The 26,157-nt window shown below is 70.9% G+C and carries 16 protein-coding genes, 1 other RNA gene and 1 pseudogene; 16 read left to right on the plus strand and 2 right to left on the minus strand.

Features of this window, described 5'->3' with window-relative positions:
* Positions 1-458 precede the first annotated feature (458 nt).
* The 4 genes from CC117_RS37135 to CC117_RS32390 all read left to right on the plus strand — a co-directional run bounded on the left by CC117_RS37135 (position 459) and on the right by CC117_RS32390 (position 12,470).
* The gene (locus CC117_RS37135) at positions 459-2,099 is read left to right on the plus strand and encodes a hypothetical protein (RefSeq protein ID WP_131803175.1); all 1,641 of its coding nucleotides are present in this window, start codon (positions 459-461) and stop codon (positions 2,097-2,099) included.
* On the plus strand, positions 2,096-8,899 hold the full coding sequence (locus CC117_RS32380) for a DEAD/DEAH box helicase (RefSeq protein ID WP_071091801.1): 6,804 nt from the start codon (positions 2,096-2,098) through the stop codon (positions 8,897-8,899). Before CC117_RS37135 ends, CC117_RS32380 begins: the two co-directional genes overlap by 4 nt.
* Positions 8,896-11,256, plus strand: a complete 2,361-nt coding sequence (locus tag CC117_RS32385) for a UvrD-helicase domain-containing protein (RefSeq protein ID WP_084133119.1) — start codon at positions 8,896-8,898, stop codon at positions 11,254-11,256. Before CC117_RS32380 ends, CC117_RS32385 begins: the two co-directional genes overlap by 4 nt.
* Before the next feature lie 269 nt (positions 11,257-11,525).
* The gene (locus CC117_RS32390; protein WP_084133122.1) at positions 11,526-12,470 is read left to right on the plus strand and encodes a helix-turn-helix domain-containing protein; all 945 of its coding nucleotides are present in this window, start codon (positions 11,526-11,528) and stop codon (positions 12,468-12,470) included.
* 74 nt (positions 12,471-12,544) lie between these two features.
* Here CC117_RS32390 and CC117_RS32395 read toward each other — a convergent pair whose 3' ends face one another.
* Positions 12,545-12,745: a DUF397 domain-containing protein gene (locus CC117_RS32395; RefSeq protein ID WP_071091804.1), complete on the minus strand. Its 201-nt coding sequence runs from the start codon at positions 12,743-12,745 to the stop codon at positions 12,545-12,547.
* 124 nt (positions 12,746-12,869) lie between these two features.
* On the opposite strand from CC117_RS32395, the gene CC117_RS38340 reads away from it, so the two are divergent.
* The 10 genes from CC117_RS38340 to fxlM all read left to right on the plus strand — a co-directional run bounded on the left by CC117_RS38340 (position 12,870) and on the right by fxlM (position 24,375).
* The gene (locus CC117_RS38340) at positions 12,870-14,231 is read left to right on the plus strand and encodes an AfsR/SARP family transcriptional regulator (protein ID WP_084133120.1); all 1,362 of its coding nucleotides are present in this window, start codon (positions 12,870-12,872) and stop codon (positions 14,229-14,231) included.
* 63 nt (positions 14,232-14,294) lie between these two features.
* On the plus strand, positions 14,295-16,976 hold the full coding sequence (locus CC117_RS32410) for a hypothetical protein (protein ID WP_071091811.1): 2,682 nt from the start codon (positions 14,295-14,297) through the stop codon (positions 16,974-16,976).
* Positions 16,973-18,148, plus strand: coding sequence for a hypothetical protein (locus tag CC117_RS32415; RefSeq protein WP_071091814.1), 1,176 nt, complete (start codon positions 16,973-16,975; stop codon positions 18,146-18,148). Before CC117_RS32410 ends, CC117_RS32415 begins: the two co-directional genes overlap by 4 nt.
* A complete protein-coding gene (locus tag CC117_RS32420; protein WP_084133121.1) occupies positions 18,148-19,185 on the plus strand; it encodes a hypothetical protein in 1,038 nt (345 codons plus the stop codon). The genes CC117_RS32415 and CC117_RS32420 overlap by 1 nt, the downstream gene beginning before the upstream one ends.
* Positions 19,182-20,333 carry a protein kinase domain-containing protein gene (locus CC117_RS32425; RefSeq protein WP_071091817.1) on the plus strand — a complete coding sequence of 384 codons (1,152 nt, stop codon included), beginning with the start codon at positions 19,182-19,184 and terminating at the stop codon, positions 20,331-20,333. Before CC117_RS32420 ends, CC117_RS32425 begins: the two co-directional genes overlap by 4 nt.
* A 55-nt stretch (positions 20,334-20,388) precedes the next feature.
* Entirely contained in the window at positions 20,389-21,087 is a 699-nt protein-coding gene (locus CC117_RS32430; protein WP_071091820.1) for a vWA domain-containing protein, read from the plus strand.
* A gap of 197 nt (positions 21,088-21,284) precedes the next feature.
* Positions 21,285-21,812 carry a hypothetical protein gene (locus CC117_RS32435; protein ID WP_131803176.1) on the plus strand — a complete coding sequence of 176 codons (528 nt, stop codon included), beginning with the start codon at positions 21,285-21,287 and terminating at the stop codon, positions 21,810-21,812.
* A 713-nt stretch (positions 21,813-22,525) separates the two neighbouring features.
* Positions 22,526-22,936 carry a hypothetical protein gene (locus CC117_RS32440; protein ID WP_071091827.1) on the plus strand — a complete coding sequence of 137 codons (411 nt, stop codon included), beginning with the start codon at positions 22,526-22,528 and terminating at the stop codon, positions 22,934-22,936.
* A 150-nt stretch (positions 22,937-23,086) separates the two neighbouring features.
* Positions 23,087-23,305, plus strand: a complete 219-nt coding sequence (locus CC117_RS39630) for a hypothetical protein (RefSeq protein ID WP_241830609.1) — start codon at positions 23,087-23,089, stop codon at positions 23,303-23,305.
* Entirely contained in the window at positions 23,302-24,375 is a 1,074-nt protein-coding gene (gene fxlM / locus CC117_RS32445) for a methyltransferase, FxLD system (protein WP_241830610.1), read from the plus strand. The genes CC117_RS39630 and fxlM overlap by 4 nt, the downstream gene beginning before the upstream one ends.
* 305 nt (positions 24,376-24,680) lie before the next feature.
* On the opposite strand, the gene rnpB is transcribed toward fxlM, so the two are convergent.
* Positions 24,681-25,094, minus strand: an RNA gene (gene rnpB / locus CC117_RS32450) — RNase P RNA component class A.
* Positions 25,095-25,234: 140 nt separating this feature from the next.
* Between rnpB and CC117_RS32455 the strand changes: the two genes are divergently transcribed.
* The gene (locus tag CC117_RS32455) at positions 25,235-25,714 is read left to right on the plus strand and encodes a lipopolysaccharide assembly protein LapA domain-containing protein (RefSeq protein ID WP_071091830.1); all 480 of its coding nucleotides are present in this window, start codon (positions 25,235-25,237) and stop codon (positions 25,712-25,714) included.
* A gap of 224 nt (positions 25,715-25,938) precedes the next feature.
* Positions 25,939-26,157 (plus strand): annotated as a pseudogene (locus CC117_RS32460) (IS1380 family transposase); the annotation flags it as partial.

Here is a 26,157-nt window from a genome sequence, read left to right on the forward strand (position 1 = left end):
CATGCCACGAAGGGGGCCTCTCATGCCGGTACCGGGCGCGAGCTCCAGAAATCCTGGACGGAACGCGCAAGGATTTCCGGTTCGTTGCCGCCAGGGGGTTTCTGTCCGGGTTGCCCGCTTCCTGTTCCGGCGGAATTTTGGGCAGGGTCTGATCGAACCAGCTGGTTATCGCATGCGAAACCGACTATTCCGAGTTTCGGAAAAACTCCCTTGTCGAGTTGTCGAATAATGCGGCCACCGTTGCCTCTCTCAGCTCGCCGATCACCTATTCTTTGCTCGCCGGATCACAGCCGAACCTATATAGAGCTTTTATGGTCCAGGTTTGGCGCCACGCAAACTCTCTCGGAATTYCGGGTCTCGTTCACCCCGACACGCACTTCGCTGGCGTACAGGAGGCGCAGCTACGCGCTGCCGCGTATCGCCATCYCCGGTTGCACGCCCATTTCCAGAACCGTCGTTTGATCTTCAAAGAGGTTGATTGGAGTCGTCAGTTCGGAGTCCAGATCTACGGTTGTGAACAGCCGATCAGTTTCAAACACCTGAGCTGGCTGTTCGGGCCGGAGACCCTGCCGGCCTCRCTCGACCACGACGGAAGTGGCTCCCTGCCGAGCATTAAGCATGATGGAGCTTGGGATCTGCGGCCGCATGTGGGACGTGTGCTCACCGTTACCAGTGATGTGCTAGCAGACTGGATGCTTCTACTCGGTGACAGCGGAGGGTCTCGCGACGCTGCGCGGCTACTCTACCCGGTTACAGCCGACGAGCAGTCGGCCATTCAGGCGCTAACACAATGGCCACTGCGACTCGGTGCGGCGAATCCTAGGATAAGTCGCGGTTTTGACGAATCCAGCGCACAGAAGTCGGGGCTTATTGAGAAAGGTTTTGCTGAACCCGATGAATGGTCGGAAGTAATTCTTCGTGGGCCGCAGTTCTCCCTGGCCACACCTCTTGCTAAGCAGCCGCCTAATACTGGTAATTACGTCGATCCGATCGATCTTCGAACACTAGATTCTAGTGCAGTTCCGACGACCGACTATCGACGTGTTGCCGATCTAGAGATTTTCCGAAATAGCCAGGATCGATGGATTGACTATACTCGCCTCTCTGTTCTTCGTAAAACTTCAGAGGCGAGGATTCGCACCCTTCCTGCTGCTGTCGGTGTGAGCGGGATCATCGATGAGGAAATCGACTCCTATCTCTTGAAGGAGTCGATTCGRCCCTGCACGGATTTTTTTCGAGTCGTCTGGCGAGAGATGGTTCCAAATAATACTGCTCGAAGCCTGTTTGTTGCACTTGTTCCCCCGGGGCCATCTCACGTAAGTACCGTTCGGAGTCTGGCGCTCTCTGGAAATCGAGCTACTTCGCTACTCGCYGGGCTCTGGTCGACGCTGCCCCTCGACTATATGGTCCGGGTTATGGGGCGAGCTCATATGCATGTATCGGATGCCATTGTCATGCCGATGTTGGAGGATCGCCATCCTCTTGCTGAATCTATCTTGCTGCGCGTTCTCCRCTTGAACTGTCTTACCCAGGCCTACGTTCCTCTTTGGGTCGATTTGTTCAATCAAGACTGGTTTGATGACCAGTGGGTTATTCGAGTGCCGAATGCGTCGCCGCTTGGGGATGTTCAGCCGGAATGGAATATTCGGACGCCACTGCGGACGGAACTGGCGCGGCGGGCGGCGTTGGTAGAGCTTGATGCGCTGGCGGCGGTAATGATGAATATCTCGGCGAATCAGCTTGTCGCGATGTACCGTGCGCGCTTCCCGCAGCTGCAGGCCTACGAGGAAGACAGCTGGTTCGACCTCGCAGGCAGGAAGATCGCGGGGGATCGGCTCAACTTTGGGCTAGGGCAGACGAAGGAGCACTACCTCCAGTTGCAGCGCTACCTGGAGGACCCGCGGCACCAGCAGCCGCCGGAGGGATACGCTGCGCCGTTCTACAAGGTTGATCGGGAGGCCGAGATGCGTCAGGCGCACGCCGCGTTCAGCGCCCRGCTTCAGACGGCTCGGGACGCCGGCTGGCGTGATCCGGAGCCTGCCGGGCGGCCTTCCCAAGCCGAACAGGGCATTGAAGCGGGTGGGGGAGCGGATCGGTGAGGCCGACTCTGGCGGCGGACGGGCTACGGCGTATTCTCACCCAGTTCCTCACCACCACGTTCGCCCTGGCCGGTGCCGATGAGCGGGCCGCGCTGGAGCGGTTCCTCGAACATCCCGAGCACGGTATCTATCGGGGGCCGTACCTGCGGGTGCGTATTCCGTTCCGGGCGGCGGCCGCGGGCTGGGAGCGGCATCTGGAATGGCGGCCGGGTGGCGGCTGGGTGCCGTACGAGCACCAGGCACGGGCGTTCGAGCGGCTGAGCACGCTGCGGTCCCCGGCCGAGCCGACGCTGGTCACCACCGGCACTGGTTCGGGGAAGACCGAGGCGTTCCTCGTTCCCGTCCTTGACCACTGCGCCCGCGCGCACCGCACCGGTGGGGAGAACGGAGCGCGGCGGAGCGGGATCAAGGCGGTGCTGCTCTACCCGATGAACGCGCTGGCCTCCGACCAGACGCAGCGTATCGACGAGTTCCTGGCCTCGCCGGGGCTGGAACAGGTCACTGCGGGGCTCTACGTCGGCGACGTGGCGGAGACGACCTACGAGCGGGTGCTCACCTCCCGGGCGGAGATGCGCCGCAACCCGCCGGACATCCTGGTCACCAACTACAAGATGCTCGACCAGCTGCTGCAGCGGGCCGACGACGTGCCGCTGTGGGACGGCGCCGAGATCGCCTACGTGGTGCTCGACGAGTTCCACTCCTACGACGGCGCGCAGGGCACCGACGTGGCGATGCTGCTGCGCCGACTGGGAGCGGTCACCGGCCTGGCCGAGCCGGGCCGCCCGCTGGGGAACGCCTGCCCGGTCGCCACCTCGGCGACCCTGGGCGAAGGCTCGCACGGCACCGGCACCGGCACCGGTGGCGGTGACGCGGCGGGCACGGGTGACGGCGGGGGAGTGCCTGGTGACGGCGGTGCGGCCATTCGGGAGGTGGCCGGGCAGGTCTTCGGCGCCGTCTTCGACCCGGGTGCGCTGATCGGGGAGAACCGGCAGCGCCCGGAGGAGATTCTCGACCAGGTCGACTACAACCTGCCGCTGCCGGACCCGGCGGATCTGGCCGGAATTCCCGACCCTGCGCGGGACACCTGGTCGATGCGGCGTGTCGTCGCGGCCGTCCTCGGCGTCGACACGCTCGACCCGGCCGTGCTCGGGCGCCTGCTGCGCCGGCACATCCTCACCCATGCCGTGCTGGGCCTGCTCGGCGACGAGCCGCGGACACCGGCGGAGATCCTCGAACTGCTGCCGCGACACGGTGCCTACCGCTGGGGGCTGGCCCTGCAGCACGAGCCGGAGGTCGCCGCGCTCGCGCTGGCCCGGTTCGTCGGGCTGCTGTCCGCGGCCCGTGACCCGGCCCGGCCCGGCCGTCCGCTGGTCAGTGTCGAGACGCACCTGTGGGTGCGGGCGGTCTCCCGGCTGCTGCGCGGAGTGGCCCGCCAGTCCGCGTTCCTGTGGGACGGCGATGCCCGTCGGACACCGGCGCCCGACGCGTCCGAGGCCGATGCCGCGGTCGCGGACACCAGCCAGGCCCTGCTGCCGGCGGTGTACTGCCGGCACTGCGGCCGTTCCGGCTGGTCGGCGATCTCGCCGGAGCGTGACCCGCAGGAGCTGGTCACCGACGCGACGAAGATCTACCGGGCGGCGGTGGGCCGCGACAGGCGGCGGGTGCGCGCCCTGATCGCCGCGACCTCCGCCGAGATCGCCGGCGACGGCGCCGGCCTGTTTGTCCTGGATGCCGCGGGCAGCCGCATCCGCCCGTTCGACCCGGCGAAGGACCGGGGCCTGGGGCAGTCAGCCCCGGGCGGCAGCACCGCCGTCCTGCAGGCCGGCGGGGGCGGCAGCGATGTCGCCGTCCTCGCGGACCTCGGCGACGACCACGCGGCCGAGCTGGACCGCTGCCCGGCCTGTGGGCTCGACCAGGGCATCCGCTATCTGGGTGCCGGGCTGGCGACGTTGGCCTCCGTGGCCGTCACCCAGCTGTTCACCGGCGGTGAGCTGACCGGAGCCGAGCAGCGCACCCTGCTGTTCAACGACTCGGTGCAGGACGCCGCCCACCGGGCCGGGTTCGTCGCGAACCGCTCGTACACCTTCTCGCTGCGCTCGCTGCTGGCCGACCAGCTGACGCCCGGCGCCCCGGTCACTCTCGACGTGCTCGTCGCCGACCTGGTCGCCGCCGCCACCGACCGGGCGAAGCTGGCCGCGATCATCCCGCCTGACCTGCACGACTTCCCCGGCATCGATGCGCTGCTCGCCGGCGAGCACACCGGCGGGCGTGACACCTGGCGTCTGGTCGCCGACCGGCTCGGCTTCGCGACCGTTCTGGAGTTCGGCCTGCGTTCGCGGCAGGGCCGGACGTTGGAGCTCACCCGCACCGCCGCCGCCGAGGTGGCGCTGGACGAACCGGAGAAGATCGCCGCGCTGTGCCGGGACCTGCTGCTCACCGGGAAGGTCACGCAGCTGCCCGGCGGGCTGCCCGACGACGCACGGCTGGCCGCGTTCGTCCGCGGGCTGCTCGAACGGCTGCGCGTCCGCGGCGGCGTGCGCCACCGCTGGCTGGACGGCTACCTCGCACAGGGCGGCCGGCGGTGGATGGTCTGGGGTGGTCGACCGGAGGGTATGCCGGCGTTCCCCGACGGGATCTCCGCACCCGCGTTCGCACTGTCGTCACCGCGGCGGCGCAGCGTATTCGACCTGCTCACCGCGCGCGGCGGCTGGTATCAGGACTGGGCGCGGCGCTGCCTGGAGGGTCTGGACCGGCCCGGTGCCGACGAGTTCCTCAGCCGGCTGCTGCCCGAGCTCGCCCGCGTCGGTGTGCTGGCCAGCCGCCCACTGACCGCGGACCCGACCATCTCCGTGTTCGGGCTGCAACCCGGGCATGTCCGGGTCGGCCTGCTCGACGACGCCGCCGCGGAGCAGGCCGGCATCCGCTGTGACGCGTGCGCCTGGGTGCAGACCGTGCCCCCCGGGCGGGTCGCGGACTGGGCCGGCCAACCCTGCCAGCGCTACCGCTGCACCGGCCGCCTCGCCGCCGCGCCCGACCCGGCCGCCGCGGCCGACTACTACCGCCGGCTCTACCTGGGCAGCGGGGTGTACCGGGTGGTGACCGCCGAGCACACCGGCGTGCTCACCCGCGCCCAGCGGGAGACGGTCGAGCGCCGGTTCCGTGAAGGTGACCGCTACACCGACCCGAACGTGCTCTCCTGCACCCCGACGCTGGAGCTGGGGATCGACATCGGGGACCTGTCCGCGGTGCTGCTGGCCTCCCTGCCGGCCGCACCGGCGAACTACGTCCAGCGGGCCGGCCGGGCCGGGCGGCGCAGCGGCAACGCGTTCGTGCTGACCCTGCTGGGCAACCGCGCCCGGGACCGCTACTACCTCGCCGAGCCCCGCCAGATGCTGGCCGGGGAGATCCTGCCGCCGGGCTGCTACCTCTCGGCGGTGGAGATCCTGCGCCGCCAGTACGTCGCGCACCTCGTCGACCGTGCGGCCCGCGGCCAGCTGCCCGGCGTGGGCCCGCTGCCGAGGCAGGCCGCCGAGCTTTTCGGCCCGAGCGGCTGGCTGGCGGCGTTCGGGCCGGCGGCCGTGGGGGTCGGTGCCGACGCGGTCGAAGTGTTCCTCGCCCTGTTCGGCACCGAGATCCAGCCGGAGGCCGCCGCGGAGCTGCGTGGCTACGCGGCCGGCGAGGTGACCGAGGCACTGGCCCGCGTCGACGCAGCCTGGGAGACCCGCCTGGACGGCCTGCGGCACCGGCTGGACGCCATCGCCGCGGCGATCGCCGCCCTGGCCGAGTCCGACCCCGACCAGCGCAGGGAGGCCCGCGGCCTGCGCGCGGAGCAGGGCGCGATCCGGAAGCGGATCGGCCAGATCGGCCGGGCCCAGGCACACGGCACCCTCGTCGAGTTCGGGCTGCTGCCGAACTACGCCCTGACCGACACGACAACGCTCCTCGAAGCGACGCTCACCTGGGATGAGCAGCTACCCGGGCAGGACGACCGTCGCTACCACAGCGAGGTCCGCGAGTACCCGCGGCCGGCCCGCCAGGCACTGCGCGAGATCGCCCCCGGCAGCACCTACTACGTCCGCGGATACCAACATCGGATCAGCGGGCTGGAGATCGGCAGCCCGGACCGGCCGGCCTGGGAGGACTGGCGGGTCTGCCCGGAGTGCGGCCACGCCCGCACCCGCGGCGCGGTGTCCGACGCCACCCCCTGCCCGCGCTGCGGCAGCCGTGCGATCGCCGACGCCGGCCACCGCTACCGGGTGCTGCGGCCGACCAAGGTGACCGCCGTCGACCGCCGCGACGACGCCCGCATCCGCGACGACGCCGAGGAACGGGCAGTCCGGTACTACTCGGTCGCCCAGACCGTGGACGTCGACCCCGACCGGGTGCTGCGGTCGTGGCGGCACGCCGGGGTCACCTTCGGGATCGACTACACCCGGGCGGCCGTGGTGCGGGAGTTCAACCTGGGGCCCGCCCGCTTCGACCGGCCGGCCGGTGATGTCTTCGGCGGCACGCAGGTCAGGCTCAACCCGTTCCACGTCTGCGTGGTCTGCGGCGGCACCGCGCCGGACGGTCCGCCTCCCACCGCCGCGGCCGGGCAGGGCGGCTCGCTCGTCGCCACCACCGCCACCTCGACACCGGGCAGTGTCCCGCGGGAGGCGGAACATCACCGCGGCTGGTGCCCGCACCGCCGCTCGCCCGCGACCGCCCAGCACCTTCAGCTGATCCTGGTGCACGAGCTGCGCACCGAGGCGATCCGCATCCTCGTGCCCGCGGTCACCGCCGCGGTCGAGGAGCGGATGGCCTCCTTCGCGGCGGCGCTGCGGTTGGGGATCGCCGCCCGCTACGGCGGCGACCCGGACCATCTGCGGATGGTCCGGGCGCACATGCCCGACTCCGGCCCGGGCGGCACCGGGCATGTGCGCCAGTTTCTCGTCGTGCACGACACGCAGCCGGACGGCACCGGCTACCTGCATCGCCTTGCCGCCCCCGACAGCTTCCAGGACGTGCTCGCCGCCGCGCTGAGCGCTGTCGAGACCTGCCGGTGCGTTGACGAGGGGCTGCCCGCCTGCCACCGCTGCCTGCTTCGCGATGCCCGCGACGACGAGTTTCCGCTGATCAGCCGGTCCCACGCGTTCGCTGTGCTGCGTCCGCTGCTGGACGGATGGGCCGTCGCCGAGGGGCCTGGGCAGCGCACCGACCAGATCTCCCTGTTCGACCAGGTGGAAAGCGAGCTGGAGGCGCGTTTCCTGACCGGCCTGCTCGACTGGGGTACCCGCCCGGCCAGTCGGGCGACGATCGAGCGCACCGCGGAGGCCGATGGGGCCCGTACAGCCGACCTGCGGCTGAGCCGGCCCGACGGCCAGGTCGTCCACTGGCGGCTCAAACTGCAGAACACCCTGCACGGGACCAGGCCGGACGCGGTGTTCGTCCGCCTCGACGCCCAGCCGGCCACCGTCGCCGTCTACCTGGACGGATACCGCTACCACGCCTCGACCGAACACAACCGCATCGCCGACGACACCGCCAAGCGCGCGGCGCTGCGCGCGCACGGCATCACCGTCTTCCAGCTGACCTGGGAGGACGTCGAGGCCTGGCGTGGCCGGCCGACCGCGCCACCGGTGTGGCCTCCGTACGCCGGCAACGCCCAGGCCGGCGCACGCGAGATCTACCGGGTGCTGACCCACCGGGACGTCGAGGAACTGACGGACACCGTGTGGGCGAACCCGGTCGAGCTGCTGCTGGCCTACCTGCGTGACCCTGACGCCGAGCTGTGGCACGCCCGAACGGTCGCGGTGCTCGCGGGCCTGCTGCAGCTGCAGGGGGCCCGCGCCACCACGACCCGGGCAGGTGTGCCCGCGGCGGTGCGGGCGGCGCTGACCACCGGTGCGCCGCCCGCTGCGGCCGGGCCGGCCGCAGCCGCACCGGTCACGGTCGTCAGCGTTCGGGACGCGCACGACTGCCCGATCGTCGTCATCGCCGACCAGCTCGGCGCCGGCCGAGTGGTGTGGACCGCGCTCGTGCTCGCCGACGACCGGCCCGCCGCGATCGCCGGCGACTCCGCCGCCCACCGGCAGCGCTGGGCCGCCTGGCTGTACTGGACCAACCTGGTCCCGTTCCTCGACACCCGCGGTGGCGACGGTGTGCAGCTGGCGCGCAGCACCCTCGACGGCTTCGACCCGTCGTTGCTGTGCGTCGCCGCCGGGGCGGGTGCGCTGTCGGTGCACCGCTCGGAGCCGCTCGACGCCGAGACCTCGACCTGGATCGGGACAGCCGCCGACCAACAGCCGGCCCCAGGGGCCGGTGCCGACGATCACGGCGACGAGACGGCCGGTGGGGCCGTCCGGCCCGGCGGACCCGGCCCGACCGGCGGCCCGGCCGAGACCGAACCAACCGTCGAGCCGGGCTGGCAGGAGGTGCTCAGGCTGATCACTCCCGGGGAGCCCGGGCTTGAGACGCTGGCGCGCGAGCTCGCGGCCTGCGGGGTACCGGTGCCGCAGGTCGGTTACGAGCTCGGTGACGCCGCCTGGCAGGCCGAACTCGCCTGGCCCGACGCCCGGCTCGGGGTCGTTCTGGCCGCCGAACCACCGGCCGCCGAACCGTGGGTGGCCGGAGCGGAACCGACCGGAGCGGAACCGACCGTGGCGGAGCCACAGAGCGCGGCGGACGCGGAGGCCACTGCCCGCGATGGGGCCTACCAGCAGGCCGGCTGGGTCGTCCGGGCCGCAGCCGCATGGCAGGCCGCCGACCTCGCCGCCGGAATCGCTGATCCGTTCGGCCCGTGGAGGGGTGACCAGTCGTGACCGACCAGACCAGGGTGACGCTGCGCATCCTCGACCGGGCTGACAAGGAGATCGTCAAGCTCACCCGGRCCGAGAAGGGCGCCGTCTACGACTTCCAGAGTGCCTTCCGGCAGAATCCCAACACGCCGGGTCTGCACTTCAAGCRCCTCAAGGGAAACACCCGCCTGTTCTCCGCGCGGGTGGGCAAGGACCATCGGGCGCTGCTGCTGCACGTCGGAAACCAGGACTACCTGCTCGTCGCGGTCAGGCACCGCAAGGACGTCTACGACGGCATCGAGGACAAGTACGCCTACGAGATCAACCGGGTCACCGGAGGCATCGAGGTCGTCGACCTCTCCGCCGTCGGGGACAGCATCGTCGGCCGCCTGCTCCCGCCGGACCCGGCGAGGCCGCACCCGCCCCAGCCGTCTCCGGCCCCCGACGAGAAAGGCGCCACGGAAGAGACCGGCGGTCAGGGCGACGGCGGTCAGGGCACCGCCGGACCCGGCGAGGGTGGTGAGCCGGCAGGCACCGAGACTCCGATCTTCGCTGTCTTCAGTGATGCCGACCTGCTTCGACTCGGTGTGATCGAGGTGCTGCTCCCGCTGATCAGGCGGATCGCCGACGTGGACGAACTGCTCGGCCTCACCGAGGTCGCCCCACAGCTGACGTCCGACGTCCTGCTGGCCCTGTACGACGGGCGGACCGCCGACGAGGTGTACGAACACATCACCACCCCGGTACGGGCGGAAGGGCCCGTGGACCCGGACGACCTCGCCGCCGCGGCAGCCCGACCGGCAACCCCGGTGACCAGCGACGACGCGGCTCTGCTGGCCGTCCTGGCCGAGTCGTTCGCGCGCTGGCAGGTCTTCCTGCACCCGGCGCAGCGCAAGCACGTCACCCGCGAGTACTCCGGCCCGACGAGAATCAGCGGCGGCCCGGGCACCGGCAAGACGATCGTCGCGCTGCACCGCGCCGGGCACCTGGCGAAGCGGCTGGGAGCAGGCGACGACAAGCCGATCCTGCTCACCACCTTCAACCGCAACCTCGCCGCCGACCTGCGGGCCCGCTTCCTCGACCTGGTCGGCCCCGAACTCGTCGAACGGGTCGACATCATCAACATCGACCGGCTGGCGAGCCGGGTCGTCGGCGAAACCGGCCCGGCCCGGGCGCGGCGCACCATCGACGACGACGCGGCCATGCGGGAATGGGCCGCGATGCTCACCGAGATCGGTGAGCATCGGTGGGACGCCGAGTTCCTCGCCGCCGAATGGTCCGACGTCATCCTCGGCCAGGTGCTGCGTTCCCGCGCCGACTACTTCAAGGCCCGCCGGCCCGGTCGGGGCCGCACCCTGTCCCGCGCAGACCGGGACGAGATCTGGCAGCTCGTCGAACGTTTCACCCGGCGTCTCGACGAGGCCGGAGTGCGGACCTGGCGCCAGGTCGCAGAACAGGCCGCCCACCTCGAACAGGACCGTGCCGCTGCGGCGGCACGCACCGCCGGGCAGCCCGCCGCGGCCGGCGTCACCTCGTCAGGCTCACTGCGCACCTACCGATACCGGCACGTCATCGTCGACGAGGCGCAGGACCTCAACCCCGCGCACTGGAAGATGCTGCGGGCCATGGTCGCACCGGGCCCGAACGACATCTTCCTCGTCGGCGACACCCATCAGCGGATCTACGCCAACCATGTCACCCTCGGCAGCCTCGGTGTGAACATCCGGGGTCGCAGCCACCGGCTGACGCTGAGCTACCGCACCACCCGCCAGATCCTGCGCACCGCCCAGAGCCTGCTCACCGGTGAGAGCTACGACGACCTCGACGGCGGCGACGACAGCCTCGATGGCTACCGCTCCCTGCTCCTCGGCGGCGAGCCCCTGCTACAGGACGCCCCGACCTGGGCGGACGAGCTCAAGCTGATCAGCGGACAGCTCGAAGCGTGGGCCGGGCACGACCATGGCTCGACCGCCGTCTGCGTCCCGACCCGCCACCTGGTCAACGACGTGCTGGCTCACCTGGAAGCAGACGCTATCCCGGCGATCGAAATCGGGCCGGACGGGCCAAAGCAACCCGACGGCGTCCACGTCGGCACCATGCACCGGTTCAAGGGACTCGAATACCGACGCATCATCATCGCCGGCGCCTCCGCCGGTCTCATCCCCCGAGCGGGGATCGAGCGCTACCAGGACCTCGACCCGCGGCGCTACCAGCGAGAACGCGCACGTGACCGCTCGCTGCTGTTCGTCGCCGCCACTCGGGCCCGCGACGACCTGGCAATCTTCTGGCACGGCCGGCCAAGCCCATTCCTCACCAGCACCCTCAACACCGGATCGACGCACACAGACCAGGGCCAGCCGGTTCCGCCTGCCACGGCGTAGCGACGCAGCCGGACCCGCCACCGGCCGGGCTGGCGTGACGAGGGCTTGACCGTCGACCGCTTGGGGTTCAAGTACCTGGACCGACATGACCCCCCACAGAGTGGGACGCGTCGGCCGAGGACGACGAGTTCCGCGCCCGCTTCCGGCGGGAGATCACGTTGATGCGCGGGTCCGCCGCGAGTCGCCTGCATCATCGTGTTGCATCGTTCTGCATCAAAGTGCATCATCGGGGGTGCGGAACAGTCGGTCAGGTGCGGTGAGGTGTGGCGATGCAGGGCGGTCCCGGAGACGAGAGGCGGGGGAGTGGCGGGCGTGCGCCCGAGTCCGCGCCGCCGGGCAGCCCGCGTGGCCGCCTCGCCGCCGATCTTCGTCGCCTGCGTCGTCTCGCCGGGGTGTCCGGGCGGGAACTGGCAGGCCGGCTGGGGATCAGCCAGTCGAAGGTGTCGCGCATCGAGGCGGGCCGCACGCCCGCCTCCCGCGGGGAAGTGGCTGCCTGGGCGAAGGCGTTGGGAGCCTCGGATGAGGATGCCGCCGCGCTGGTCGCGCTCGCCGAGTCCGCGCTGCTGGACGTGCGTGACTGGCGTACGGGCCTCGCGGAGCGAGGGCACCTGCAAGGCGAGATGGGCGAGCGAGAGGCGCGAGCACGCCGCACCTTCACCTATCAGCCCTCGATCGTTCCGGGGTTGCTGCAGACGTCGGAGTACGCGCGTCGCGTGTTCGCGATGTTCGACATCCCCTACTCTCCCGAGAACCTCGCGGCGGCGGTGACCGGGCGCATGGAGCGGCACGCGGTGCTGTACACCGACCGGAGCTTCGACTTTCTCGTCACCGAGGCGGCGCTGCGCTGGTGTCCCGGGCCGGTACACGTTCTGCTCGCCCAGCTGGACAGGCTGCGCAATCTCAGCACACTCGACAACATCTCCCTCGGGCTCATCCCGCAGGGCCGGCCGGCGACGACCTACATCTCGCACAGTTTCGTCATCTACGAACTCGACGCGGGCCAGGGCGCCGACGAGGATGCGGCCGACAACGTTCCGTTTGTGGAGGTCGAGACCATTCACGCGAACCTGACGACCTACAGCCCGGATGACGTCCGGCTTTACCGTGGCCGGTGGGAGCGGCTGGCCGCGGCCGCGGTGTTCGAGGCGGACGCGCGGATTTTTCTGGCCGATCTCGCCGCCGAGGTCGGCGCGGCCGCCGGCCGGTCGTCGTGAAGGCGGAACGGGGTTCGATGCCCGGCGACCGGCCGCCACGGGGTCGAGCCCGCGGCGGCCGGCGTCCGCGGGGGTCAGACGTCGAACTCGCCCCACTTCACGCCGGTGGTGAAGCCCTCCCACTCGTCGAGGGTGAACCACAGGACCGGCCCCTCGGGGTTCTTGGAGTCGCGCACCGCCACGTAGGTGACGAACGCCACCTCCACGCAGTTACCCGCCCCCTCGCACCGGGTGGACCGGAGGAAGCCGTCCTGGCGTCCGTTGCTGTTGGTCATTGTTTCGCTCCTTCTTCCCTGGGCGGGGCACCCCGCCTTCGGGAACAAGCACAATCCCCGCATCTCGGTCGGTTTCTGGGTCGAGACCTAGGAGCCGATCCGGGGGCGGCCCGAGGAGCACACCGTGGGCCCGGCTAGGGCCCGGCGGGCCGAGGAGCCAGGGCAGGGCCCCGCGGGGGGTGGCCCGCCGCGGCTCTCGGTTCTCGGTGTCGTCGAGGCGCGGCTGGACGGCCGCCTCCTCGACCTCGGGCCGCCGAAACCCCGGTTACTCCTCGCCGCGCTGCTCGCCACGGAAGGGCAGCCGGTCACCACCGAACGCCTGATCGAGTACGTGTGGCCCGATTCCGAGCCGCCGGCGAAAGCGCGTGCGAGCGTGCATGACTACGCGAGTGACCTTCGGGTCGCGCTCGGCGGCGGAAAGGTCGAACTCGGACGTCGCTTGCTTCCTCGCAACAACGGCGCCTACGTGATCGCTCGTGACGTAGAAAACATAGATCTGCACCGTTTCAACCATTACAGACGCTTAGCAAAAGCCGCCTCCGGTGCGGGCGAATCGGCTGAATCCGTCAGATTGGGTCGTATTGCGCTCGCCAGCTGGGGGTGGCAGTCCATCGGTTGGGCAACAGAGCCACTCGCCGGGATCTCTGGTCGCTGGGTGGAAAACTTCCGCCTGTCTCTGTGTGACGAACTCCGCGAAACGCTGCTAGCGTGCCTGCAGGGCGAGCTGCTCCTTTCTCGCCACAACCAGGTCATCGCCGAAATCACCGACCTACGCAGAACGCATCCGCTCGACGAACGGGTGGCGGCTCTCGCGATGATGGCCAACTACCGGGCGGGCCGGCAGGACGAGGCGCTGCACGTGTACACCGAGATTCACGCGGCCCTTGCCGATGAGATCGCCGGCGAGCCGGGTCCTGAACTCAGAGAACTTCAGCAACGCATCCTGCGGGGGGATGACACGCTGCGGGCCGCTGGCCCCGCGGCGCGCCTTTCGCCCGCGTCGAATCCGGATGAGAGGCGGCGGCCCACCATGTCCGACGACCCGAACCCGAACCGTGGCACCGCTGAAGCGACCGGCCGAGAAGCGGGCCCCGACGCCGGGCTCGATCCGGCGGCACTGGCGATGCGGGTGGCGGTCAGCCTTGCCCATGCCAGCCAGGACCAGCCGGAGCCCGGCGCGCCGGTGGCCCGCCTCGTACAGCTCGTACACACCCGAACGGCCGGCGATGTCCGTGCCACCGGCGCACTGGCGAGGCTCGCCCGCCGCCCCGACAAGCGCAACGCGCTCTTCCTCGTCCGTGATCTCCTTGTTCCTCTCCTCGCCGCGGACGCGGCCTTCGCCGCCCAGGCGGACGAACTGGCGCCGCACACGATGCCGGCCGTCCGCGACCGCGCCGCGATCAGCATGCGGGCTCGCAAGATTGACATCGGCAAGCAGGTGGTCTTCGAGGAGGAAGTGAAGGTCAAGGGGAACTTCAGCTTCTGAACCAGCCTGGCTGGCCGGAGGCGGCCGGCCACAGCACCGGACGGACCATGAAGGAGTGGTGCGGTGAGCCCACCTGACCGCGAACCGGCCTGGGACGCGGCACCGTCCGCCGGTTCTGACGACCGAGCGGACGGCCCGCGCGGCCCGCGCGGACGTGACGATCCCGGCCCGGAGCCGGCGGCTGACGGGAAACCCGGCGGACGGCCCGACCTCAGGGCAGGCACCGAGGACCGAACCGAGGACGGTGAGCCGCCGGACTCCGAGGACGACGTCCTCGGGGCACTGCGAGGCGAGGACGGTTCGGGCGACGAGCTCGGCGAGTCCGCCCGGGTGTCCGCCATCGCCCAGCAGATCCTCGACCGGCTCGATGGTGTCGAGGGCGGCAGCCTGCGTATCGGCACGCTGGCCCTGTTCAACGACACGGTTACCGCTGGCGGCGGGTTCAGTATCGGGGCGGGCGACCCGGGCCGATCGACAAGCACGACCGAGTTCCGCGAGGTCGAGCCGCACGAGATCGAGCGGACGATCCGCTGCTACCTCCGGCCCGAGGGTTACGCGGAGGCGCTGCGGATCCTGGTCGAGCGGCGGGTACTCATCCTGCCCGGCCCAGCCGGGACGGGCCGGGAGAGCGCCGCCTACAACCTGCTGACCGAGGCGCTCGCGCCCGCCGCGGCCTCTGCCTCTGCCTCCGCCTCCGCCGAGGCGTCGACTGTCGCGAGCGGGGCGGGTGCCGTCCATGTGGCCACCGGGAGCGGCGTGGTTTCCGCGGCGGACTGGGCACCGCCCGGCGAGGATGGCGGGTACCTCGTGCTGCTCGAGGATCTCGCGTCGACGTCCCCGGGGCTGGCCGGTGCGTCGACGTCCGTCGTCGACGACGATCGCTGGATCTCGCGCGCTGCGGGACGGCTGCGGGACGCGCGGAGCTTCCTCGTCCTCGTGACGGATACGCCACCTTCGGCTCTGCTGGAGTCTGTGCGTCACTCGGGCCATGTCCTGACCAAACTCGGAGCGGCGGATTCGGTCGCTGTCGTCGAACGGCACCTGCTGGGGCCTGATCCTGACCGGGCCGACGCGCGCGAGCTGCGTGCACGCCTCGACCGGGCGGGGGCGCTCGATCTGCTGAAGGCCCGACCCGAGCCGGGGATCGCCGCGCATCTCGCGACGGTTCTCAGGGAGGGCGGCGATCTCGCCGCGGTGGTACGCGAACTGGCCGATCCGATGACACAGGTGTGGGACTGGTTCGCGCGCAACAGGGACTTGGCCGCCGTCAGCTTCGTTCTCGCCGCCGCCGCGCTGGACGGCGCGTCCTACCTGCCGGTGTCGGACGCCGGCATGCTGCTCTACCGCATGCTGAGCCCGACCGGAGTGGATGACCATGCCGACGTGCGCTTCCGCGACCACGCGGCGCGGTACGAGCGGTGGATCGAGATCGCGCCGAAGAGCGACGACGGGCCGGCGCCGGGACCGCCGCGCATCCGGTACCGCGCGCCGGCGGTGCAGCAGGCCGTGCTCGGCTACGCCTGGACGTACTTCGACGGCCGCCGTGACGCGATCGAGGATTGGCTGCTGACGCTGGCCACCCATCGCAACACCGACGTACGTACCCGCGCCGCGGCTGCCGCCGGCATGATCGCCTGGCACGACTGCGACCACGCCATGGACCGCTTCCTGCGGCCGCTGGCCGCCAGCACCTCGCCGCCGGCTCGGCAGGCCGCCGCGGTCGCGTTGCAGGTGGTCAGTGGCCGGCCGGAGCTCGCGTCCACCGTCTGGGATCTGATCACGGACTGGGCGGTCGACCGGCCGGCGCCCCCGCAGCGCCGGCGCGGGCTGACGGCCGCGCTGGCCGCCGGCGGGCCGCTCGGGGCCCGCTCGCCCCGCCGGGCGCTGGACGTCCTGCATGACATCCTCGATCGTCCCGGCTGGCGCACGCTGATCCCGGTGAGCCTGAGCCTGGTCCAGCTGATCGAACAGGGCCGGATCGCCGAGGTCCTCGCGGCGCTGCTGGACTGGTCGGAGCCGCAGGACCTCTCGCCGATGGTGACCAAGGCACTGTCGGCGTTCGCGTTCGCCGTGCGCCAACCCGCGCTGACGCCCGGACGGGAACCGGCGCCGGCAGACAGGGACCGCGCCGCGCCGGACCGCGCCGCGCCGGACCGTTCGGCCGTGGACGAGCCGACGCGGCTGCGCGGGACGACGAAACCGACCGCGGGCGCGGCCCCGGCGGCGCACTCCCGGATCCGGACCTCGTGGGATCGGGCGTCCTCCGGCCCGGATCGGGCATCGTCCGAGCCGGCGCGGTCGGCCCCCACGTCGCCTGTCGAGGCCCGCCCCGAACGTCCACTCGTCGATGACAGCCTGGCGTCCATGCGGCCGAGGCTGACGCCGCTGCTGCTCACCCACGCGTCCGGGCACCTCACCGCGTTGCAGGAACTGTGGGCGCGATCCCTGGCCCGCGAACCCGCGCAGACGCAGGCCCTGTCGGCCCTGCGCGAGTGCCTGGAACGGCATGTCACCGACGATCCGACCGCCTACCAGGGCCTGCAGGACGTCCTGCTGGGCGTCGCGGCCCGGCCGGGCAAGCACCGCGAGCGCCTCGTCTACCACCTGGGGCGCTGGGCCGGGGACCGCGAGCGGCCCAACGCGGCCGCGGGGCGGATCCGCCGGGAGCTGACCGAACGTCCGCCTCCGCGGGAGGCGGACGTCCTCGACCCACGTTCGACGATGACGGGAGGCCCACGCCGGTGAAGCTGACCTACAACCCGCTGATCGAGCACCGTGAGGTGCCGTCCATCCGGTGGCTGAAGCCGATCGCGTCGCCGCAGGACGGCACGGTGCTCCTCCTCGCCTCGGCGAAGGGCTCGGTCCTGGCCGTTCAGGCGGGGGAGCCGGTGCCAGCCGCGTGGCTGGGCACACATCGGTGGCTCTCCGTCATCGACGTCCGTGATCACCGGGTGATGTTTGAGCTGGCACTTCCCAGCCGCGACCCGGCCTTCGCCTTCCGCGGCCGGGTCAGCCTGGTCTGCTATGTGAAGGACCCGCGTGCCGTGCTGGCCCGGGGCATCGACGACGTCGCGGCCGCGGTACGCGAGTACCTGCGGTGGATGCTCACCGACGTCGCCGGCGACTTTGACATCACGCAGTTCCACCAGGCGCGCCGCGCGCTCAACGAGCGGCTGCGGCACTTCGCCGGGGACTCGGCGATCGGGTTTCGAGAGGGCCATGTCGAGCTTCTCCTCGACGAGGACGAGATCGAGCAGTCCGGCCGGGCGATCCGTGATCTCCAACGCAAGACCAGGCTCGCGGAGATGGAGCGGAACGCGACGCTCCGCGCGCTCGACGAGCGCGGCGCGGAGGCGCTGATTGCCGAGATCTTCCAGACCGAGGGCGCGAGGGCCGCCTTGGCCTACATCGACTCCGCCGAGGCGGCCGAGCGCGAGATGCTCGCCCGCGCCTGGGAGACCATCCTGACCCGCACCGACGACAAGCTGGAGCCCTTCGAGCTCGCGGAGGCCGAGGCGGAGGTGCGCAGGCGGCTGCTGTCCGGGTCGAGCGCCCCGTTCGGGGGAACCCGCTCCAGACGGTTGCGTGGGACGGCTCGCGAGCTCACTGGCGCCCCCGAGCCCGGGTCGAGCCGCGGCTGGGACGTCGACGGGTCACGGCCGGGCTCCGCCGCCGAAGCGGCATCCGACGGAGGCCGTACCGCGTCGACCTCGACCCGCACCGCTCCGACTTCGGCCCGCGCAGACGGCCCGTCAGAGGACCCGCCGTGGCGCGACCCGGTTCGCCGCGACAGCCGCGGTCACGCGACCGACGGCCCGCCGGAGGACGAGCCGCTCCCGGAAGGCCCCGGTGACGCCCGCCCCGCAGGTGCTCCCCGGGCCAGCCGGCTGCGCGGTACCGCCAGGCCTGGTCACTGATGCCGGACGTCATCAACAAGGTGCGTGCGGGGGAGGGCACCTGGGCCTACTCGGGCGACCAGGTCGTCGGCTTGGGCGTCTGGACGGAACGGGAGATCGGCCACGGCGACGACGCGGAACCGCTGCTGCTGCACCAGGTCAGAAGAGACGAGGGGCTGATCGGCGTGTTCGACGGCTCCGGTGGATCCGGGGCCGCGACAGCGTACCGGTCGGGCGACGGCGTGGACCGGTCCGGAGCCTGGGTGGGTTCCCGGGTGGCCCGGGCCGCGGTCGAGTCCTGGTTCTGCGCCCAGCTTCGCGCGGGTTGCTCCTTCGAGCCGGAGAGCCTGCGGGTTCACCTGGGCACGATGCTCGGGCAAATGCGACCCGCGACTCGCAGCAAGATCTCCGGGTCGGCGCGGCGCGAACTGCCCACCACGGTCGCGGTGGCCCGCTACCAGCGGCGCGAGCACGTGGTCACCTGCCAGATCCTCTGGGCGGGGGACTCCCGGGTGTACCTGCTCACTCCCGGAGCCGGCCTGCAGGCACTCTCACGTGACCACACGGTGGAGACCGACGCGCTGCACCAGCTGCTCCAGGACCCGCCGATGACCAACGTCGCCAGCGCTGACCGGGACTTCTACATCGACTGCGCGGAGCTGGTCGTCGACACGCCCTGTGTTCTGCTCTGCGCGACGGACGGCTTCTTCGGCTATGTCGACACCCCGGCAGACCTCGAGGTCCACCTGCTTCAGGCGCTCCGTGACTCGGCGAGCGAGCTGGAGTGGGCGAAGGGCCTGGTGGGACGGGTCCGTTCCTACACGGGCGATGACGCCTCGCTCAGCCTGGTCGGCCTGGGCTTTCCGGGCTTCGCCGCGTTGCGCGACCAGTTCGCCGAACGGACCAGCGTCGTGTTCGACCGCTACGCACCCGGCGCCCACCGCGACGTGGCCTCGCGAGGCGACCCGGAGTTCGGCCGCTGGCGAGACGAGGCCTGGGCGGCCTACCGGTACGGCTACGAGCGGCTGATGCCGCCGCCGCGCACGGAGGTGCGATGAAACGGGGTGACGTTCTCCACGGCTACGAGATCGTCAGTGAGCCGTCGAACAAGGGCGCGGGCCGCTGTGTCTGGGCCTTCGCCCGCAAGAACGGCAAGGACTACTTCATCAAGAAATACCTCGACCCGAAGCGGCCGGGGCCGAGCGCAGGCGAGGAGAAACGGCGGCGGCTGACTGCCGAGTGCGCCGAGTTCGAACGGCGCCACCACGCGGTCGCGAGCATGCTTCGGCCGGACGCGGTCGGCGCCGGCAACCTGGTGCTCGCCCTCGACTTCTTTCACGAGGGCTCGTCCTACTACAAGGTGACCGAGAAGATCACCGAAGCCGAGCCGGCGATACCGCTCGAGCCCGAGCAGACACATGTTCTGCTGCGCACGCTTGCCATCAGCCTGCGTCTGCTGCATGACATCGGGGTGGTGCACGGGGACCTGAAGCCGGACAACATCCTGATCCAGCGCAGGACACCGGCCCCGTCCTTCCACGTCGCGAAGCTCATCGACTTCGACGACGCCTACGTGGCCGGTGATCCGCCCGCCCGTGACGTCGTCGGCGGAGACCTGCTGTTCGGTGCCCCGGAATGGTGCCGGTACGTGCAGGGTGACCCGTCGGTCGGCGGGTCACAGCTGACGACCAAGGCCGACATGTTCGCGCTTGGGCTGGTGGCACATTACTACCTGACTGGTGCGCTGCCCGGCTTCGGCAGCGGGTACGGTTCGCCTGCGGACGCCGTCAGCTCCGGCCAGACACTGGACCCGGACCGTCGGCTGACGGACAAGGTGGCCGATCTCGTCAGGAGTCTGACCGCACGAGATCCTGACCGGCGTCCCGGTGTCGACCAGTTCCTCGCCGTCGTGGCGAGCGCGGACAGCTGCCGGCTCGCCGCCGGCGGACGGCCCTCGACGCCCCGGTCGGCGGGGTCGGACAGGCGGTTCGAGGCGAGGCCTGACGGCACGGTGACCGGCGTGCCAGGTCGGACGAGCCGGATCCGCACCAGCGTGGGACATGACGGCGCCAGCCGCCACACGGGCGGTCCGCCCGCCAGTGCGCCCCCTGCAGCCACTCCGCCTCCGTCCGTCACTCCGCCGACCGCGGGCTTGCCTCATGACAGCCGACCGCGGCCGCGGTCACGGCTGCGGATAAACCTGTGAGCCCTTTCCGCTCCCTTTCTCGACCCCTCCGCGATGCTCAAGAAAGGCTGGACACATGGCCCTGTACCAGGGAAACCTGCAGTACGCAGTCGATATCGTGATGTGCATTGATGTCACCGGCAGCATGGGGCCTGTCATCGACAGGGTGAAGGAGAACGCCCTGTCGTTTCATGCCCACCTGGACGCCGCGATGGGCAGGAAGGGAAAGTCCACAAGCCAGCTACGGATCAAGGTCATCGCTTTCCGTGATTTCGGTTACAATACCCAGGATGCGATTCAGGAGAGCGAATTCTACGTCCTCCCGGACGAGTCGGCGGGGTTCGAGAGGTTCGTCAAGGGTCTCGTCGCGACCGGCGGTGGCGACGAGCCCGAGTCGGCGCTCGAAGCGCTGGCGCTGGCACTGCAGTCCTCCTGGGAGAGAGGTATGGACCGTCGCCGGCACGTCGTCGTGATGTTCACCGACGCATCGGCGCACCCGCTCGGATCTCCCTCCGCGGTGGCTGCCCCCTCCTATCCCCAGCACATCGCCCGGAATCTGGAGGAGCTTTCCGAGCAGTGGGGCTATGCCACCAGTCAGTCGGCGGTCATGGAGAACTCCGCCAAGCGGCTCGTTCTCTTCGCCCCCGAGCGGCCGCCGTGGCCGGATCTCGCTGAGGAATGGAACTGGACGATCTACTTCCCCTCGCGGGCCGGCGCCGGCCTGGAGGAGTACGAGCTCGACGAGATTGTTGACACGATCGCTCACAGCCTGTGATCTCCCTCTGGCGTTCTGGCCGCGCGGGAGGCGGCCAGAACGGCTCTGAACAACCCCGTCCGTCGGCGACCGACCTCCCGACGTCGCCGGCTGCGCTGCCCGGGTGGGCACCGCCGACATCGGTCGTTCTCCGCTGTGAGGAGGCCGAGCTGCGCTGCGGCCAGCAATGGATCGATGTCACCTGGCCGGACGGAGCAGTGCTCCGGAGCCGCAGAAGCAGCTGCGTCCTCGCCAGGCTGACCCCGGCCGACGATCCCAGCCGTGAGCAACTGACGATCGTGCTCACGCCGTCGACCGGTGACGAGGCCTCATCCGGCGGTGGGATCCGGGTCACGCTTGCGCTTCTGATCGGCCGAGACCAGGCACCGGCGGCCCGCATGTTCCTCGACGGGTTGCTGGCAGACATCTTCAGGCCACCAGGCCTCGCTCGGTGGCACCACCGGAGCGAGGCTCCTGCGGCCGGCGAGTGGCCTGCCGGCGCGCGCAGCCGGCAGGCCGGGATCGCAGGCAGACCACAGCCCACGCCTTCCGCCGGCCCGCCGCGCCGTGGCCGGCCGACCCACCCCGAGCACGCGCCGCCCGGCCGGCACCAGTGGCTGCTGGCCGTCGAGGAACTGGCCGACGCGGCCGACTGGGTCTCGTTCGCGCCGCTCGAGGCCACCGCCGAGCTCACCGACGACCTGCGCCGCCGGGTCGTCCGTGTTGCTGTCGACGTCCCGTACTGAGTGGTCCTTCAGCCATGGTTCCTCAGACCTGGACCTGTCCCGCCTGCGAGACCAACAACGCCGCGGACAAAGGCCAGTGCATGGCCTGTCAGCGGACTCGCCGTCCCACCGCGGGCGGCGAGTCCGGCGCGGGCCGACCGACGGACACCCGCCAGCCTCGGCGACCAGCACCACCTCGACACGCGCCGACTGCCGCCGCGAGGACGGTGACCACCGGATCAGGGTGGCAGTGCGACCTGTGCGCCACCAGGAACGAGCCGGGCGCGGCCTCCTGCATGGCATGTAGTAGTACCCGGAACGTGGCCACGAGGGCATCCTCGTCCCCCGAAGCCGAGCCGTCGTCGCGGCCGACGCCGTCTTCCCTGCCGACGCCGTCTTCCCGGCGAGAGCCGTCTGCTCGGGCCGAGCCGTCGTCGCGGGTCCGGCCGTCCTCCCCGGCTGAGCGGCCAGCCCGACCTTCACCGGCGGAGCGGCGAATGTCGCCTACTGCGCGCACCCTGGACACTCCATCTGATCTCTCGCCATCACCGGGGCGGGCGCGGGACGATCGTCGGGCCGCGCCGAAGCCGGCTGCACCATCGGCAACCTCCGCGGCGGACACCGCGTTGTTCTTTCCGCCGCCCAGATCCAGCGCGCTCCCGCCTGCTCGACACGTTCCGCCCGCTGCCGCTGGCATCTCCAGCAGGCCGCGGAAACCGGTACTCCTGGGCGCTGTGATCGTCATCGTGATCGTCATCGTGGGTGGGCTGGGTGCGGTGGCCTACGTCGGGGCGAGCGACGCGAAGACGTCCCCCTCAGGCGAGACACCCCCAGCGGCAACCGCCTGCCCGGACCCTGTCGCGGCGGCCCTCCCCGGTGGCGCCGGAACCCTCGTCGCCGCGTTCACCACACCGCTTCACGCGGTGACCATCTGCCAGGACAACGCCGGCAGCCTCCACTACTACGGTGCCTCGATCACCGATCCCGGCACCAACCTCCACCGGCGCGCCGAGCTCACCGACTTCGGCTACCAGGCCGTCAACGGCGAGTATCGGTACGAGATCCGCGTCCACGACGGTGAACTGGTGATCTGTCGGGGGGCCGGCGTGATCGGCCGGGAGCAGCTACAGCCGGTGGCCTCATGAGCTGATGAGCCCAGGGCTTTCCGCTTCCCGTGTCCGCCTCTCCGCCCAGTAGTCCCGCACGGCACACCAGGGCACAGGCCTGGCCATGATGATCCCGAGGGCCCTACGGTGATCGTGTCACCGCACAGTCACACACCACGGGAGCGTGACGTGACGCAGGCCCCAAGAGCAGCAGGTGCCGACCAGGCCGACGAGCTGCGGGCGGCGATGGCCGATCGGCTCTTCGCCGACGGCTGGATCAGCCGGCCCGAGGTGGAAGCCGCGTTCCGGACCGTCCCACGGCACCTGTTCATGCCTGCGGGCATGCCGCTGGACACGGCTACGCCGTCGACCAGTCCCCGGTCACGAAGGCCGACCCGAACGGCGTGAGCCTGTCGACGGTGTCGGCGCCGTGGCTGCAGGCCCGGATGATCGCCCAGGCAGGTATCGCGCCGGGCATGCGGGTGCTGGAAGTGGGCAGTGGCGGCTACAATGCGGGCCTGCTCGCGCACGTCGTGGGTGCTACCGGCCAGGTGGTGACCGTGGACATCGATCCGGAGATCACCGCCCGCGCGACCGCGGGTCTGGACGCGGCCGGCTACGGCGCCCGGGTCCGCGTTGTCACCGCGGACGCCGAGCACGGCGTACCCGCCCACGCGGACTACGACGCGATCATGGTGACGGTCGGGGCGTGGGATCTGACGCCCGCCTGGCTGGAGCAGCTGACCGGCGACGGTGTGATCGTCGTGCCGCTGCGGATGAACACGTTCACCCGTTCGCTGGCCTTCCGCCGCTCGGGAGAGCACTGGGCGAGCACATCGGCGCAGCTGTGCGGGTTCGTGCCGATGCAGGGGCTGGGAGCGCGCGGCGAGCGTCGGCTTCACCTGCGCGACCCAGCCGGCGGGGTGGTCACGCTCCTGTTCGACGAGACCGAGATCGACGACCCGAGGGCCCTCACCGGCGCGCTGGAGCACGACCCGGTCCAGGCCTGGTCCGGGCGCATGATTCCCGCCCAAGGCCAGTTCGCAGACCTGCATCTGTGGCTCGCCGGCCTGCTGCCCGGCTTCTGCCGCGTTGAGGCGGGGCCTGGCACGCCGCTGGCGGCCGAGGGCTTCTGCAGAACCTGGTTTCCCTTCGGGGGTGTTTTCGATGACTCCTTCTGCGTGATGGAGGTGCGGGAGAGCGGCCGGCCCGACGGGGGCCACGAGTTCGGCGCGCGCGGCTACGGGCCGCACGCCGCCGAGGCGGCCGAGGAACTGGTCGCCCAGCTCAAAGCCTGGGATGCCCACGGCCGAAAGATCCCCGGCGACGCCTACGCCTACTGGCCGGCGGGAACCACCATCCCCACCTCCGAGGCGCCCGTGTGCCAGTTCCGCAAGGTTCACGGCACCGCCACGATCACCTGGCCCTCGCCGCTCAACGCTCCGCTGCCCGTGCACGACCTGGTTGAACGCGACTGACCAGGTCGTTGAGTAACAGTTCATACCGGCCCGGCCCGGCCCGGGCCGCCGGCCGGATTCGCCGCCCGGGTAGTCGCTATGGGCGCCGGCTCCTGTTGACATGCAGGGATGGACGGGCCAGGCGGTCTTCGCGTCGCCGGGCCGGTGCTCACGTACGGTGACGAGCGACCGAGTGGGTTGGCGTGAGAGTTCCTCGATCAGCGTTCATCCTGGACCGTCTGCGGACGGCCGCGGTCAGCAGAAGCCGCAGGGCGCCGAAAGATCGCGACAGATCAGTGCTGATCGCGGCGATCGCACAGATGGAGCGGACGAGTTGGCCTGTACGCCGGGTTCTGTTCCGGGTCGCCTTGCGGCTTGCCGGTGACGGTCATCCATCTAGGACCGCCGTTGCCGGCGGCCTCCAGCGGTCTACCCGCAGGCTCGGGCGGGCAGCCCTCGAACGCCTGCGCAGCCGCGGCCGTGACCGGCCGGGGCCTCTTGACCTTGCTCCGGGTGGGGTTTACCGAGCCGCCCGGGTCACCCCGGGCGCTGGTGCGCTCTTACCGCACCGTTTCACCCTTACCGGCGCCCAAGGGCACCGGCGGTCTCTTCTCTGTGGCACTGTCCCGCGGGTCACCCCGGGTGGGCGTTACCCACCACCCCGCCCTGTGGAGCCCGGACGTTCCTCGGCGGCACCAGGACTCGCGCCCCGGCGCCGACGCGACCGCCCGGCCAACTCGTCCGCGGGACTCAGCATATGGCACCTGCCGTCCTAGACTGCGTGCACGGGTATCAGTGCCCGGATCGACGGAGGCCCTGCCGGTCTGAGTCGGCCGGGTCGGCCGGAGTTTGCCGGGACGGACTGTGCAGGGGGCGGGCGATGACGGCACCACAGCAGCCGGGCGGTGGCGGCGAGGCGCCGCGGGCCGTGGCGCCGGGCCAGGTCCCGCCAGCGGTGGGTGGCGCAGCCGGCCCGGCCACCACCACCGGGTTCCCGCCGCCCTCGGCGCCACCGGTGCCGGGGCAGGTCCCTCCGGGCGGGCCCGCGCCGGCCCCGGGTACCGGGCCGGCCGCCGCCGGTGGTTCCGGGCCGGGCCGCCGCGCCGGGGTCGCCTACACGACCTACGCGATCACGGTGCTGATTCTGCTGATCGCGATCCTGGTGATCGTGTTCGTCGTCAAGAACGACCAGCGGCTGAGCATCTGGGTGTTCGGTTCCACGCAGGAGATGTCGGTCGCCGGCGCGCTCGCCGCGGCTGCCGCGGCGGGGCTGGTCGTGGGCCTGCTGATCGGCGTGATCCCGCAGATCCGCCTGCGCCGGGAGCTGCGCCACCTGCGGCGGGACAAGCGCGCCGRCTGAGCCGGCACGAGCGCGCACGCTGCGGCCGTTCCGGTCAGCCGTGACAGTGCTGTCCGAAAGTGGTCCAGGCTCCGGCCCGGCCCCGTGGTGGTGGAATGCACTAACCTCGGGCTTTCACCGGGGTGATCGTCTGTTGGGGTGCCGGGAATAGGAAAGTGCTCCTGAGCTGGGAGGATCGGGCTTGCTGAGGGCCTGAATCAACCGAACCAAGGAGCACCTTCGCGGTGAAGACTACCGCTCTGTATCCGTCTGTCCGCGTGGACGCCGCCGGGCGTGGAATCGTGTCGCAGGCGGGCGGGCTGATGCTGACCGAGACGGTCCGGGCCAGCGGGCTCGGGCAGGCCCTGTCGGTGGCGTTGACGCCGTGGCGGCCGGGTCGGGCGGTGCACGATCCAGGCAAGGTGCTGTGCGATCTGGCGCTGTCGGCGGCGTTGGGTGGGGAC

Origin of the sequence: Parafrankia colletiae (genome assembly GCF_001854655.1) — a bacterium.
GTDB lineage: Bacteria > Actinomycetota > Actinomycetes > Frankiales > Frankiaceae > Parafrankia > Parafrankia colletiae.